The sequence below is a fragment of the Pseudomonas protegens genome (genome assembly GCF_003732485.1).
GTDB lineage: Bacteria > Pseudomonadota > Gammaproteobacteria > Pseudomonadales > Pseudomonadaceae > Aquipseudomonas > Aquipseudomonas protegens_B.
The window spans coordinates 2,625-16,241 of record NZ_MOAK01000021.1 but is presented as its reverse complement, the minus strand read 5'-3'; the positions used below and the strand labels follow the sequence as shown (position 1 = coordinate 16,241).

The following is a 13,617-nucleotide window of genomic DNA, read 5'->3' as shown; positions in this document are numbered from 1 at the left end:
AAGCAGATTCTGATTCTCCCAGGTGATGGTATTGGTCCGGAAATCATGGCCGAGGCGGTCAAGGTGCTGGAGTTGGCCAATGACAAGTACAGCCTGGGCTTCGAGCTGAGCCACGACGTCATCGGTGGCGCTGCCATCGACAAGCACGGTGTGCCCCTGGCCGATGAGACCCTGGATCGTGCTCGTGCCGCCGATGCTGTGCTGCTGGGTGCGGTGGGTGGTCCGAAGTGGGACAAGATCGAGCGTGACACCCGTCCTGAGCGCGGCTTGCTGAAGATTCGTGCGCAACTGGGTCTGTTCGGCAACCTGCGCCCGGCGATCCTCTATCCGCAACTGGCCGATGCCTCGAGCCTGAAACCGGAAATTGTCTCGGGCCTGGATATCCTCATCGTGCGCGAGTTGACCGGCGGCATCTACTTCGGCGCGCCTCGCGGCACCCGTGAGCTGGAAAATGGCGAACGCCAGTCCTACGACACCCTGCCGTACAGCGAAAGTGAAATCCGTCGTATCGCTCGGGTCGGTTTTGACATGGCGCGGGTGCGTGGCAAGAAGCTCTGCTCGGTGGACAAGGCCAACGTCCTGGCCTCCAGCCAGCTGTGGCGTGAAGTGGTGGAGCAGGTGGCCCTGGACTACCCGGATGTCGAGTTGAGCCACATGTACGTCGACAACGCCGCCATGCAGTTGGTGCGCGCGCCCAAACAGTTCGACGTGATCGTCACCGACAACATGTTCGGCGACATTCTCTCCGATGAGGCCTCGATGCTCACCGGTTCCATCGGCATGCTGCCGTCGGCTTCGCTGGATGCCAACAACAAGGGCATGTACGAGCCTTGCCACGGCTCGGCGCCGGACATCGCCGGCCAGGGTGTTGCCAACCCGCTGGCGACCATCCTCTCGGTGTCGATGATGCTGCGTTACAGCTTCAACCTGAACGACGCGGCGGATGCCATCGAGCAGGCCGTGAGCCGGGTGCTGGATCAAGGTTTGCGCACCGGTGACATCTGGTCGGCCGGTTGCACCAAAGTCGGTACGCAGGAAATGGGCGATGCAGTAGTCGCCGCGCTGCGGAATCTGTAATCTTTCGGGCCCACCGCACAGACGGTGGCCCACTTTTGTATAGGTGTAGTTGCGATGAAACGTGTAGGTCTGATCGGTTGGCGCGGTATGGTCGGTTCCGTGCTCATGCAGCGGATGCTTGAAGAGCAGGACTTCGATCTTATTGAACCGGTGTTTTTCACCACTTCCAATGTCGGTGGCCAGGGGCCGTCGGTGGGCAAGGACATTGCTCCGCTGAAGGACGCCTACAACATTGAAGAGTTGAAAACCCTCGACGTGATTCTGACCTGCCAGGGTGGCGACTACACCAGCGAAGTCTTCCCCAAGCTGCGTGAAGCCGGCTGGCAGGGTTACTGGATCGATGCTGCTTCCAGCCTGCGCATGCAGGATGACGCGGTGATCATCCTTGATCCGGTGAACCGCAAGGTCATCGACCAGCAACTGGATGCCGGGACCAAGAACTACATCGGTGGCAACTGCACCGTCAGCCTGATGCTGATGGGCCTGGGCGGCCTGTTCGAAGCCGGCCTGGTGGAGTGGATGAGTGCCATGACCTACCAGGCAGCCTCCGGCGCCGGCGCGCAGAACATGCGTGAGCTGATCAAGCAAATGGGCGCGACCCACGCGGCCGTCGCTGATGACCTGGCCAACCCGGCCAGCGCCATCCTCGATATCGACCGCAAAGTGGCCGAAGCCATGCGCAGCGATGCCTATCCCACCGAGAACTTCGGGGTGCCGTTGGCCGGCAGCCTGATCCCGTGGATCGACAAGGAACTGCCTAACGGCCAGAGCCGTGAAGAGTGGAAGGCCCAAGCCGAAACCAACAAGATCCTCGGTCGCTTCAAGAGCCCGATCCCGGTGGATGGTATCTGCGTGCGTATCGGCGCCATGCGCTGCCACAGCCAGGCGCTGACCATCAAGCTCAACAAGGATGTACCGATCGCCGATATCGAAGGGCTGATCAGCCAGCACAACCCCTGGGTCAAACTGGTGCCGAACCAGCGTGACATCAGCATGCAGGAGCTGAGTCCGACCAAGGTCACTGGCACCCTGAACATCCCGGTTGGTCGTCTGCGCAAGCTGAATATGGGTTCGCAGTTCCTCGGCGCCTTCACCGTGGGCGACCAGTTGCTGTGGGGGGCAGCCGAACCGCTGCGCCGCATGCTGCGGATCTTGCTGGAGCGTTGATTCTCTGAGCGCTTGAAACAGCCCGCCCCTTGCACAAGGCGCGGGCTTTTTCATACCCACCGTAGGAGCGGGCTTGCCCGCGAAGAGTGCTTCGTTCCAGCCACAGCTCCCCCCTAGCGAATTGCCTCGTCACCCTGTGCCGGGTAAAGTGCCGCTCCCCCGTTCCGCCTGAGGTAGCACCATGACCCCGTCCTTTGATATTGCCGTGATCGGCGCCACCGGCACGGTTGGCGAAACCCTGGTGCAGATTCTCGAAGAGCGTGATTTCCCCGTTGCCAACCTGCACCTGCTCGCCAGCAGCGAATCGGCCGGTCACTCGGTACCGTTTCGTGGCAAGAACGTTCGTGTGCGGGAAGTCGACGAATTCGACTTCAGCAAGGTCCAGCTGGCGTTTTTCGCCGCGGGCCCGGCGGTGACCCTGAGCTTCGCTCCCCGTGCTACAGCGGCCAATTGCGCGGTGATCGACCTCTCCGGCGCCTTGCCGTCGGCCCAGGCGCCCAATGTCGTGCCTGAGGCCAATGCCCGGGTACTGGTCGGCCTGAAAAAGCCCGTGCAACTGAGCAGCCCCAGCGCTTCGGCCACGGCGCTGGCAGTGGCGCTGGCGCCATTGCAGGACTTGCTGGATATCCAGCGGGTTAACCTGACTGCCAGCTTGGCGATTTCCAGCCAGGGGCGTGAGGCTGTCAGCGAACTGGCCCGGCAAACCGCCGAACTGCTGAATGTGCGCCCGTTGGAACCGCGTTTCTTCGACCGCCAAGTAGCCTTCAATCTGTTGGCTCAGGTTGGTACACCAGATGCCCAGGGACACACCCTGTTGGAAAAGCGTCTGGTGAGAGAGTTGCGTGAGGTGCTGGGGCAACCTTTATTAAAGATTTCTGTCACTTGCATTCAAGCGCCGGTGTTTTTTGGCGATAGCTATAGCGTGACTTTGCAGTCAGGCGCCGATGTCGATCTGGCGGCGGTGAATGCGGCACTCGAGGCAGCTCCCGGCCTGGAACTGGTGGACGCCGGTGATTATCCCACTGCCGTGGGTGACGCCGTGGGCCAGGACGTAGTCTATGTGGGGCGGGTTCGTGGTGGTGTCGATGATCCGGCGGAACTGAATCTGTGGCTGACCTCGGACAACGTCCGCAAAGGTGCGGCCTTGAACGCTGTGCAGCTGGCTGAATTGTTGATAAAAGACCTGCTGTAAAAGATACTTGGCAACAATTTGCAGAATGAATCTAGCTGGGCGCTATGCTTGGCAAGTTGCTGGAGGTGAGTGGCCGTCAGGTGCTCCCGGGGCAGGCAGTAAATAATCCCGCGTGACGGTCGCTCATGATCCCGCGCAGTGCCTTATGGCAGCCGCTACAAAACCTTCTCGCTGGCCGAGGAATGTTCAAACAAAGGATGAGGCTATGGTTCAAGTTCGCAAACTGGTGTTAGCAATAGCGGCCGCCTCGGCGCTGTCCTCCGGTATGGCGCAGGCGCTTGGGCTCGGGGAGCTGACCCTGAAGTCGAGTCTGAACCAGCCTTTGGTAGCAGAAATCGAATTGCTCGATATCAAGGACCTTACTGCTGCGGAAGTGGTGCCCAGCCTGGCCCCGGCAGAAGAGTTCGCCAAGGCCGGCGTCGATCGCCAGGCCTTTCTCAATGACCTGAGTTTTACTCCTGTTCTCAATCCCGGCGGCAAGAGTGTGCTGCGGGTGACCTCGAGCCAGCCGTTATCGGAGCCGATGGTCAAGTTCCTGGTGCAGGTGATGTGGCCCAACGGTCGTCTGCTGCGCGATTACAGCGTGCTGCTGGACCCTTCGAAGTTTTCCCCGCAAGCCGCTGCCGCTGCCCAGGCGGCGCCGGTCACTGGCCCGGCGGTGAATGCCCCGGTCACTCGCGCCAACAAGGCCAGTAAGCCTGCGCAATACACCACTTCGGCCCGTGACACGCTGTGGGAAATCGCTGCCAGGAATCGGAATGGCGCGTCGATCCAGCAGACCATGCTGGCGATCCAGGCCTTGAACCCGGATGCCTTCATCGATGGCAACATCAACCGATTGAAGACCGGCAAGGTCCTGCGCTTGCCTGACGTGGTGCAGAGCACCGCGTTGCCGCAGCCCAAGGCCATTGCCGAAGTTGCCGCGCAGAATGCCGCCTGGCGTCAGGGGCGTCGCGCCGGGGCCCGGGGCCAGCAGCAGGTGGATGCGACTCGTCGTGCGGGGGCCGACAAGGCGCCCAAGCAGGTCAACACCAAGGACAACCTGAGCCTGGTGTCTGCGGAGAACGGCAAGGCTCGTGGCAAGGGCGCCGCGGGTGACAGCAAGGCCCTGAACAACAAGCTGGCGGTGACTCAGGAAAGCCTGGACGCAACCCGCCGCGACAATGCCGAACTCAAAGAGCGCATGGCGGATCTGCAGAGCCAGCTGGACAAGCTGCAGCGCCTGATCGAATTGAAGAACAACCAGTTGGCCAAGCTGCAGGCTGAGGGCGCGGCCCCTGTTGCTCCATCAGCAACGGCGATGCCTGCTGAACTGGTGGCCAAGCCTGAGGTTCCTGCGGCGACGCCAGTGGTTCCGGCGGCCCCAGTCAGTGAGCCGGCTGCCAGTCCGGCTGCGGATGTGCCAGCGGCCCAGGCTGACGAAGATAAATATGCTGATCTGCTGACCAATCCAATCCTCCTCGGTCTGGTCGGCGGTGGTGCGATAGTGGCTGTGTTGCTGCTGTTGCTGTTGCTGGCACGTCGTCGCAAGGCTCAGCAAGAGGCGGAAAAGCATCTGCGCATGGCTCGGGCGTTGTCCGAGGAGAATAGCGATTTCTCCGAGGAGCTGGACCTTCCCGAAGGTAGCTTCGAAGGTCTTGAAGTCCCTCCACCAAGCGTCAAGCTCGCTCCAGCTCCAGCTCCAGCTCCAGCTCCAGCTCCAGCTCCAGCACCTGCTCCAGCTCCAGCACCTGCTCCGGTGGTGGTGCCAGTTCCGACGGCGCCGGTTGAGCGAGCCGTCGATGTGCTGGGGCAGGCGCAGAACCATATCGATGGTGGCCGCCTGAATCAGGCAGCGGCCATTCTTGAAGAGGCGGTCAAGCTCGAGCCGCTGCGCAGCGATTTGCGCCTCAAACTGATGGAGGTCTACGCGCACCAGGGGGATCGCAGCGCCTTTGTCGCTCAGGAGCGGCAGCTGGTAGCCAATGGCGATAACCATGCTCAGGTCGAACAGCTCAAGAGTCGTTTCCCGGCGATGGTGGCGGTGGCGGCGACAGCAGGTCTGGCTGCGGCGGCGGTTGCTGCGGAACTGGATGCCCAGTACGTCAAGGAACTGTTGCTGGATGAGCCTCAGCCCGCTGAGCCTGCAGCGCCTGTGGAAGGTCTGGATGCGGATTTCGATCTGAGTCTGGATGATCTGGAGGCTGCTTCGCCGGCGGTGGTCGCGGCCGAACCTGAGGTTGAGCTGGAGGATTTTCCTCTGGACGACGACCTGAGCTTTGGCTCGGTTCTTGAGCAGCAGACTGCAGCCGAGGAAAGCCTGGATGATCTGGGGGATTTTGACCTTGATCTCGGAGCGGACCTGCCGGCGGCGACCCAGACTGACGACGACTTCCTGTTGAGCCTGGAAGACGATCTCAAGGATCTGCCAGCCGGCGATGTGCCTACCGTCACCGAGTCGACGCTGGATGATCTGGATCTGTCGGCAGATTTCGATCTGTCCCTGGCCGATGAGATGGATGCTGCGACAGAGCCCAAGGATGCCTTTGCCTCCGAGCTGGATGATGTCAACGCCGAACTGGATCGTCTGGCCCAGAGTCTGGATCAGCCGGAGCCGGAAACGCCAAGCTTCACGGCTGAAGATGCGGCGGCTGCACCTGAGGAGGCGGATTTCGACTTCCTTTCCGGTAGCGATGAAGTGGCCACCAAGCTGGACCTGGCCCAGGCCTATATCGATATGGGTGACAACGACGGCGCGCGGGATATCCTGGGTGAAGTGCTCAGCGAGGGTAGCGAAGGGCAGAAGAGCGAAGCGCAGGAAATGCTCGCACGTCTGGCCTGAAACAACCCGATGCTTGAGCAGAACGGCAGCCGATAAGGCTGCCGTTTTTGTTTGTGAGACTTTTGGCAGCCATTCATACCAGCAGGTCCTCGTAAAAGGCGCCAAAGGGCCGGGTAGGGTGAGCGATCTGGATTTCCAGGATCCACAGGCCCACTTGTGGGCAGTCGGAGAAGTCCCCCAGGTCTCCGGCGCGGTAGATTGCGTGGGGGAAGTCGCTGACCCGATGCCCCTTGATGTCCAGGTTGAGCGCCCAGCCCATGGTGCGAGCCTGCTCTTCGGCGTAGCGGTACAGTTCGGGGCCGGCCACTTGATGGGTTTTCCAGTGATCGTGAACCTGGTCGAACAGGCTCTTGGCGGCAGTGGCGCAGGCGTGCATTTCCTCGTCGCGACCTACGACGAAAGTCGCTCCGCAATCGCCTTCGTGGCGATCCCAGACGACTCCGAGGTCAATGAAGAACAGGTCGTTTTCCTCCAGTTGAGGATCGCCGTCGGAGCGTTGCTTGAAGGTCTTCAGGGTATTGGCGCCAAAGCGAATCAGCAGTGGGTGCCAGATACGTTCCATGCCCAGGTCCTGCAGTACTTCGAGGCCCATCTCCCTGGCGCTGGATTCGTGCATGCCGGGCTTGATCCGCCGGGCCATTTGCGCAATGGCCTCCCAGGTCATGCGCTTGGCGTGGAGCATGCCTTCAAGGCTGTAGGCCAGGCCCACGGCTTCTTTGTTGGTTGCGATCATTCATCGGCTCTCGGTCGAGGTGTTTGTTTCTCTATCGTTATGTAGGTTGCTATATAGCGTTGGCCTGAGGGCTGATGCAATCGCTGTCGACAGGAATCAATCTGCAACTAAACCGCGGCAGTGCATGGCGTCTGTCCCCGGCAGCCTTATAATGAGCGCCTTTGCGCATATCAGCAGGCTGTAAGTTCTTGGCAAATATAGATAACCCGGCCGCCGAAATGGCGGCCGCAGGCTTTTCCCGCATCGCTCTGGGTGTTGAATACAAGGGGTCGCGCTATCGCGGTTGGCAGCGTCAGGCTTCCGGTGTGCCCAGTGTCCAGGAAACCCTGGAGAAGGCCTTGTCCAGAGTCGCGGACTCTCCCGTGGTGGTGGCTTGTGCTGGGCGTACAGATGCCGGTGTGCATGCCTGTGGTCAGGTGGTGCATTTCGACACCCAGGCCGTGCGTTCGATGAAGGCTTGGGTCATGGGGGCCAATATCAACCTGCCCCACGACATCAGTGTCAGTTGGGCTCAGGAGATGCCGGCGCATTTTCATGCTCGGTTCAAGGCGATTGCCCGGCGCTATCGCTATGTGATCTACAACGATCAGATCCGTCCGGCCCATCTCAATGAGGAGGTCACTTGGAATCATCGGCCGCTGGATATCGAGCGGATGGCTCAGGCTGCCGCATTTCTGGTGGGTACCCATGATTTCAGTGCGTTCCGGGCCGGCCAGTGCCAGGCCAAGTCACCGATCAAGGAGATTCACCACCTGCGGGTCACCCGGCACGGCAAGATGATTGTCCTGGACATCCGCGCCAGTGCGTTCCTGCACCACATGGTGCGCAATATTGCCGGGGTCTTGATGACCATCGGTGCGGGCGAGCGGCCGGTGGAGTGGGCGCGGGAGGTGCTGGAGAGCCGGATTCGCCGCACGGGCGGAGTCACCGCCCATCCTTTCGGCCTGTATCTGGTGCAGGTGGAATACAAGGATGAGTTCCGGTTGCCGGAGCGATACATCGGGCCACATTTCCTCACCGGTTGGTCTGAACTTGACGGCTGACGCCCGGAAAAGCATTTGCTACCATCCGGGACTTTCCGAATTTGCCCCCGAGGTTCACACGACATGTCAGCTGTTCGCAGCAAGATTTGCGGGATTACCCGCATAGAAGATGCGTTGGCAGCGGTGGCGGCGGGGGCCGATGCCATCGGTCTGGTGTTCTATGCCAAGAGTCCGCGGGCGGTAAGTGTGCAGCAAGCGCGGGCGATCATCGCCGCCTTGCCGCCGTTCGTGACCACGGTCGGGCTGTTCGTCAATGCCAGTCGCTGCGAGTTGGGGGAAATCCTCGACGCCGTGCCGCTGGACCTTCTGCAGTTTCACGGCGATGAGTCGGCGGCAGATTGCGAGGGTTATCACCGCCCTTATATCAAGGCGCTGCGAGTCAAGGCCGGGGACGACATAGCCGCGGCCTGCCAGGCTTATCCGCGCGCCAGCGGGATTCTGCTGGATACCTATGTCGAGGGTGTGCCGGGGGGAACCGGCGAGGCCTTTGACTGGTCCCTGGTTCCTCAGGGGCTGAGCAAGCCGATCATCCTGGCTGGCGGACTGTCAGCGCAGAACGTCGCCGAAGCCATTGCTCGGGTTCGTCCCTATGCGGTGGATGTCAGTGGCGGTGTGGAACAGAGCAAGGGCATCAAGGATTCGGCAAAGATTCAGGCATTTATGCAGGCAGTGCGTCGCAGCAACGAGTCGATGTGACGGCTGGCAGTCTGCCGCCGTCCATAACACCACTGTACAAAACAGGCAGGCGCCGCCTTCAGGCGGGGTCGGAATCGAGTGGCAACCGCTCTATCGCGGGTTGTCGGGATGGCTGAGGAGCGCTTCGTTGCAGGCAGGTCGAGCCCGGTGCTGACCGCGGTAGCGAAGTGATCATCGCCGCACACATGAATTTAGCTCAAGGGCATACGCGGGGTTGCGAACCAGAGCGTTCGGGCCGCCGGTACTGGAGAAAGAAAGCATGAGCAACTGGTTAGTAGACAAACTGATCCCTTCGATCATGCGTTCCGAGGTGAAGAAAAGCTCGGTGCCTGAAGGTCTTTGGCATAAGTGCCCGTCCTGCGAGGCGGTGCTTTATCGGCCGGAGCTGGAAAAGACCCTGGATGTTTGCCCCAAGTGCAATCACCACATGCGCATCGGTGCTCGCGCCCGTATCGAGATCTTCCTCGACGCCGAAGGCCGTGCCGAACTGGGCGCTGACCTGGAGCCGGTTGACCGTCTGAAATTCCGTGACGGCAAGAAGTACAAGGACCGCCTGACAGCGGCGCAGAAGCAGACGGGCGAGAAGGACGCTCTGATTTCCATGAGCGGCACCCTGCTGGGCATGCCGGTCGTGGTCTCGGCCTTCGAGTTCTCCTTCATGGGCGGGTCCATGGGCGCCATCGTTGGCGAACGCTTTGTTCGCGCCGCCAACTACGCCCTGGAAAACCGTTGCCCGATGATCTGCTTCTCCGCCTCCGGCGGTGCACGGATGCAGGAGGCGCTGATCTCCCTGATGCAGATGGCCAAGACTTCCGCCGTGCTGGCGCGTCTGCGTGAAGAAGGCATTCCATTCATCTCCGTGCTGACCGATCCGGTCTACGGTGGTGTTTCCGCCAGTCTGGCGATGTTGGGTGATGTGATCGTCGCCGAGCCTAAAGCCTTGGTGGGCTTCGCTGGTCCGCGAGTGATCGAGCAGACTGTGCGGGAAAAACTGCCGGAAGGTTTCCAGCGCAGTGAGTTTCTCCTGGAGCACGGTGCCATCGACATGATCATCTCCCGTCAGGAGTTGCGTCCACGTCTGGGTAACCTGCTGGCCCAGCTGATGGGGCTGCCGACGCCGGAGTTCGTGGCTGCTCCCGTTGAGCCAATCGTGGTTCCGCCGGCTCCAGCAAACCTATGACCCAACGTACCCTGGGCGATTGGCTCGCCTACCTTGAGCGGTTGCATCCTTCGGCCATCGATATGGGGCTGGAGCGCTCGCAGCAGGTAGTGGCCCGGATGGGGCTGGGCAAGCCAGCGCCTCGGGTGATCACGGTCACCGGTACCAACGGCAAGGGCTCTACCTGTGCCTTTGTCGCTTCCCTGTTGCGGGCCCAGGGCCTGAAGGTGGGGGTCTACAGCTCGCCGCATCTGCTGCGTTACAACGAACGGGTGCAGATCAATGGTCTTGAGGTCGCTGATCCGCAACTGTGCGAGGCCTTTGCTGCGGTGGAAGCGGGGCGTGGTGATGTCTCCCTGACCTATTTCGAGATGGGCACCCTGGCGGCGTTCTGGCTGTTCCAGCGCGCGGCCCTGGATGCAGTCGTCCTGGAAGTGGGGCTGGGTGGGCGTCTGGATGCAGTCAATCTGGTGGATGCCGACCTGGCATTGGTCACCAGCATTGGTGTCGATCACATCGAGTACCTGGGGGATTCCCGGGAGTCCGTGGCTTTCGAGAAGGCCGGAATCTTCCGTGCCGGTGCACCTGCGCTGTGTGGCGATCTGAATCCGCCGCAGCCGTTGCTGGACAAGGCGCGGGAGCTGGGTTGTCCGCTTTTCCTCCGTGGGCGAGATTTTGACCTCGGGCTCACCGAGGAATATTGGCAATGGCGCGGTCTGGATGCCGAGGGCAATCAGGTCGAGCTGCGGGATCTGCCGCTGCTCGATCTGCCCATGGAAAACGCGGCATTGGCCTTGCAGGCCTACCTGCTTACCGGGTTGCCCTGGCAGCCTGAGCGGATCGGTGCCGCTCTGCAGCAGACTCGGGTGACCGGCCGTCTGGATCGTCGGCAGATCGAATGGCAGGGCAAGCATCTGAACCTGCTGCTGGATGTGGGGCACAATCCCCATGCCGCGCAATATCTGGCTGAGCGCCTGGCGCGTCGACCCGTAGCTGGCAAGCGCCTGGCGGTATTCGGCCTGCTGGCGGACAAGGATCTGCCAGGGGTGGTCGGCAGTTTGCAGTCCTCGGTCCAGCACTGGGCAGTAGCCCCTCTGGATTCGCCACGGGCGCGTCCTGTGGAGGATCTGCAGGCCGCCTTGGAGAACCTTGGTGCTTCGGTGGCGTCTTATGCCAGTGTCGCTGCGGCGTTGGACGCGCAATGTGCGCAAGCGGCCGCAGATGACGAAATTCTGCTTTTCGGATCTTTTTATTGTGTTGCCGAGGCGCTTGAGTGGCTCGCCCGGCGCTCCACGGAGGAAGCTGCACATGGCAATGCTGGATAAGGTCTACAAGCAGCGAATGGTTGGAGCGCTGGTGTTGGTGGCTTTGGCGGTGATCTTTCTGCCGATGCTGTTCTCGCGAGAGGATGAGCAGCGCCACGTAACGGTTGAGGCGCCGCCAGCGCCACAGGCCTCGGTCATGCCTCAGGTTCAGGTCGAACCGGTGGTTGTGCCTGAGCCCCAGGTGTTGCCGCAGGAGCCGGTTCCTGTCGAGGAGCCCGTGGTGCAGCAGGTCGCACCGTCGATGCCGATTGCTCCGAGTGCGCCAGCGGTTGCCCCGGCGACTGTAGTGGCCAGCAAGCCAGCGCCAGCGCCAAAGCCTGCTCCTGTACCGGCCCCGGCCCAGCCGATTGCCGCTGCCAAGCCTGATACCAGCCAGAGTCGGGTCGATGCCAATGGTCTGTCCATCAGTTGGTCGGTGCAGTTGGCCAGCCTGTCGAGCCGTGAAAGTGCGGAAAACCTGCAGAAAACCCTGCGCAGCCAAGGCTATAACGCTTATATCCGTTCCGCTGAAGGCAAGAATCGGGTGTTTGTCGGGCCGTTGATCGAGCGTGCCGAGGCCGACCGTCTGCGTGACCTGTTGGGCCGTCAACACAACCTCAAGGGGTTTGTGGTGCGCTTTCAGCCGGAGCGTGGCTGAGGCTATCAGGTTGATTTCAAAAGCACAGTGAATCGCAGCTTACCGACAGCCAAGCGCTCTGTTAAAATGCGCCGCCTTATCCGTCTGTAGGCTGCACTGTGCCATTTACCTGGGTTGACTGGGCGATCGTTGCAATAATCGCCATCTCCGCTTTGATCAGCTTGAGCCGCGGTTTCGTCAAAGAAGCCTTGTCGTTGCTTACCTGGATCATCGCAGGAGTCGTTGCCTGGATGTTTGGTGGCTCACTGTCCGAGTACCTCGGCGGTTATATCGAAACTCCTTCGGCTCGCGTGATCGCGGGCTGCGCAATCATGTTTGTCGCCACCTTGCTGGTGGGGGCAATGGTCAACTATCTCATCGGCGAATTGATTCGCGTCACCGGCCTCTCCGGGACCGATCGATTTCTCGGCATGGCCTTCGGCGCGGCGCGTGGCGCGTTGCTGGTGGTCGTGGCAGTCGGGCTCTTGAGCCTGGGGCCGGTTCAGCAGGATTCCTGGTGGCAACAGTCACAACTGGTGCCACAATTTCTATTGGTTGCAGACTGGTCCAAGAACCTCATTCTGGGGTGGAGCAGTCAGTGGCTGGCCAGCGGTATCAGCGTACCCGCTGATATACCGTTCAAGGAGCACCTCTTACCGGCCAAAACGCCTCAGTAAGATGTGTTCAGTTCAGTTTCATTAAGTAGGGGTTGCGTCGCATGTGTGGCATCGTCGGTATCGTCGGTAAGTCGAACGTCAATCAGGCGCTGTATGACGCGCTAACCGTCCTCCAGCACCGCGGCCAGGACGCTGCCGGTATCGTGACCAGTCATGAAGGCCGGTTATTCCTGCGCAAGGACAATGGCCTGGTTCGTGACGTGTTCCAGCAGCGGCACATGCAGCGTCTGGTCGGTCACATGGGTATTGGTCATGTGCGTTACCCGACTGCGGGCAGCTCGACTTCGGCCGAGGCTCAGCCGTTCTACGTCAACTCGCCGTACGGCATCACTCTGGCGCACAACGGCAACCTGACCAATGTCGAGCAATTGGCCAAGGAGATCTACGAGTCCGACCTGCGCCACGTCAACACCAACTCCGACTCCGAAGTGCTGCTCAACGTGTTCGCTCACGAGCTGGCCCAGCGCGGCAAGCTGCAGCCTACTGAGGAAGACGTGTTCGCCGCGGTGACTGACGTGCACAACCGCTGCGTCGGTGGCTACGCAGTGGTGGCCATGATCACCGGTTACGGCATTGTCGGTTTCCGTGATCCTCATGGTATCCGTCCGATCGTCTTCGGCCAGCGTCATACCGACGAAGGCGTGGAGTACATGATTGCTTCGGAAAGCGTTTCCCTGGATGTGCTGGGTTTCACCCTGATTCGCGACCTGGCACCGGGCGAGGCGGTCTATATCACTGAAGAGGGCAAGCTCTACACCCGCCAGTGCGCGACCAATCCAAAGCTCACCCCGTGCATCTTCGAGCACGTTTATCTGGCCCGTCCCGACTCGATAATCGATGGTGTTTCGGTGTACAAGGCGCGCCTGCGTATGGGTGAGAAGCTGGCCGAGAAGATCCTGCGCGAGCGTCCAGAGCACGATATTGACGTGGTGATCCCTATTCCGGACACCAGTCGCACTGCGGCGCTGGAACTGGCCAACCACCTGGGAGTCAAGTTCCGCGAAGGCTTCGTGAAGAACCGCTACATCGGTCGTACCTTCATCATGCCGGGCCAGGCTGCGCGGAAGAAATCCGTGCGCCAGAAGCTCAATGCAATTGAGCTGGAGTTCCG

Annotated in this window: 12 protein-coding genes; 11 read left to right on the top strand and 1 reads right to left on the bottom strand. The window is 61.0% G+C overall.

Going from position 1 to position 13,617, the window contains the following annotated elements; translation table 11 throughout:
* The 4 genes from leuB to BLX41_RS02350 form a co-directional block, all read left to right on the top strand.
* On the top strand, positions 1 to 1,077 hold a 1,077-nt coding region (leuB, locus tag BLX41_RS02365; RefSeq protein ID WP_123723618.1), incomplete at its 5' end, for a 3-isopropylmalate dehydrogenase.
* Between the two features lie 54 nt (positions 1,078 to 1,131).
* Positions 1,132 to 2,244, top strand: coding sequence for an aspartate-semialdehyde dehydrogenase (gene asd / locus BLX41_RS02360; RefSeq protein ID WP_102863663.1), 1,113 nt, complete (start codon positions 1,132 to 1,134; stop codon positions 2,242 to 2,244).
* Positions 2,245 to 2,425: 181 nt separating this feature from the next.
* On the top strand, positions 2,426 to 3,436 hold the full coding sequence (locus BLX41_RS02355; protein WP_123723617.1) for an aspartate-semialdehyde dehydrogenase: 1,011 nt from the start codon (positions 2,426 to 2,428) through the stop codon (positions 3,434 to 3,436).
* A 205-nt stretch (positions 3,437 to 3,641) separates the two neighbouring features.
* Positions 3,642 to 6,257, top strand: a complete 2,616-nt coding sequence (locus BLX41_RS02350) for a motility hub landmark protein FimV (protein WP_123723616.1) — start codon at positions 3,642 to 3,644, stop codon at positions 6,255 to 6,257.
* A gap of 73 nt (positions 6,258 to 6,330) precedes the next feature.
* On the opposite strand, the gene BLX41_RS02345 is transcribed toward BLX41_RS02350, so the two are convergent.
* Positions 6,331 to 6,990, bottom strand: coding sequence for a M24 family metallopeptidase (locus tag BLX41_RS02345; RefSeq protein ID WP_123723615.1), 660 nt, complete (start codon positions 6,988 to 6,990; stop codon positions 6,331 to 6,333).
* A gap of 218 nt (positions 6,991 to 7,208) precedes the next feature.
* On the opposite strand from BLX41_RS02345, the gene truA reads away from it, so the two are divergent.
* From truA to purF, 7 genes are all read left to right on the top strand, one after another.
* Positions 7,209 to 8,033 carry a tRNA pseudouridine(38-40) synthase TruA gene (truA, locus tag BLX41_RS02340; RefSeq protein WP_123723614.1) on the top strand — a complete coding sequence of 275 codons (825 nt, stop codon included), beginning with the start codon at positions 7,209 to 7,211 and terminating at the stop codon, positions 8,031 to 8,033.
* A gap of 63 nt (positions 8,034 to 8,096) precedes the next feature.
* Positions 8,097 to 8,729: a phosphoribosylanthranilate isomerase gene (locus BLX41_RS02335; RefSeq protein ID WP_123723613.1), complete on the top strand. Its 633-nt coding sequence runs from the start codon at positions 8,097 to 8,099 to the stop codon at positions 8,727 to 8,729.
* A gap of 259 nt (positions 8,730 to 8,988) precedes the next feature.
* Entirely contained in the window at positions 8,989 to 9,909 is a 921-nt protein-coding gene (gene accD / locus BLX41_RS02330; RefSeq protein ID WP_123723612.1) for an acetyl-CoA carboxylase, carboxyltransferase subunit beta, read from the top strand.
* On the top strand, positions 9,906 to 11,213 hold the full coding sequence (gene folC / locus BLX41_RS02325) for a bifunctional tetrahydrofolate synthase/dihydrofolate synthase (RefSeq protein ID WP_123723611.1): 1,308 nt from the start codon (positions 9,906 to 9,908) through the stop codon (positions 11,211 to 11,213). Before accD ends, folC begins: the two co-directional genes overlap by 4 nt.
* The gene (locus tag BLX41_RS02320) at positions 11,197 to 11,850 is read left to right on the top strand and encodes an SPOR domain-containing protein (RefSeq protein ID WP_123723610.1); all 654 of its coding nucleotides are present in this window, start codon (positions 11,197 to 11,199) and stop codon (positions 11,848 to 11,850) included. Before folC ends, BLX41_RS02320 begins: the two co-directional genes overlap by 17 nt.
* Positions 11,851 to 11,948: 98 nt before the next feature.
* Positions 11,949 to 12,506 (top strand): CvpA family protein, encoded by a 558-nt coding sequence (locus tag BLX41_RS02315; protein ID WP_123723609.1) that lies wholly within the window; start codon positions 11,949 to 11,951, stop codon positions 12,504 to 12,506.
* A 41-nt stretch (positions 12,507 to 12,547) separates the two neighbouring features.
* Positions 12,548 to 13,617, top strand: a 1,070-nt coding sequence (gene purF, locus BLX41_RS02310) for an amidophosphoribosyltransferase (RefSeq protein ID WP_259744338.1), incomplete at its 3' end; no start/stop codon positions are given.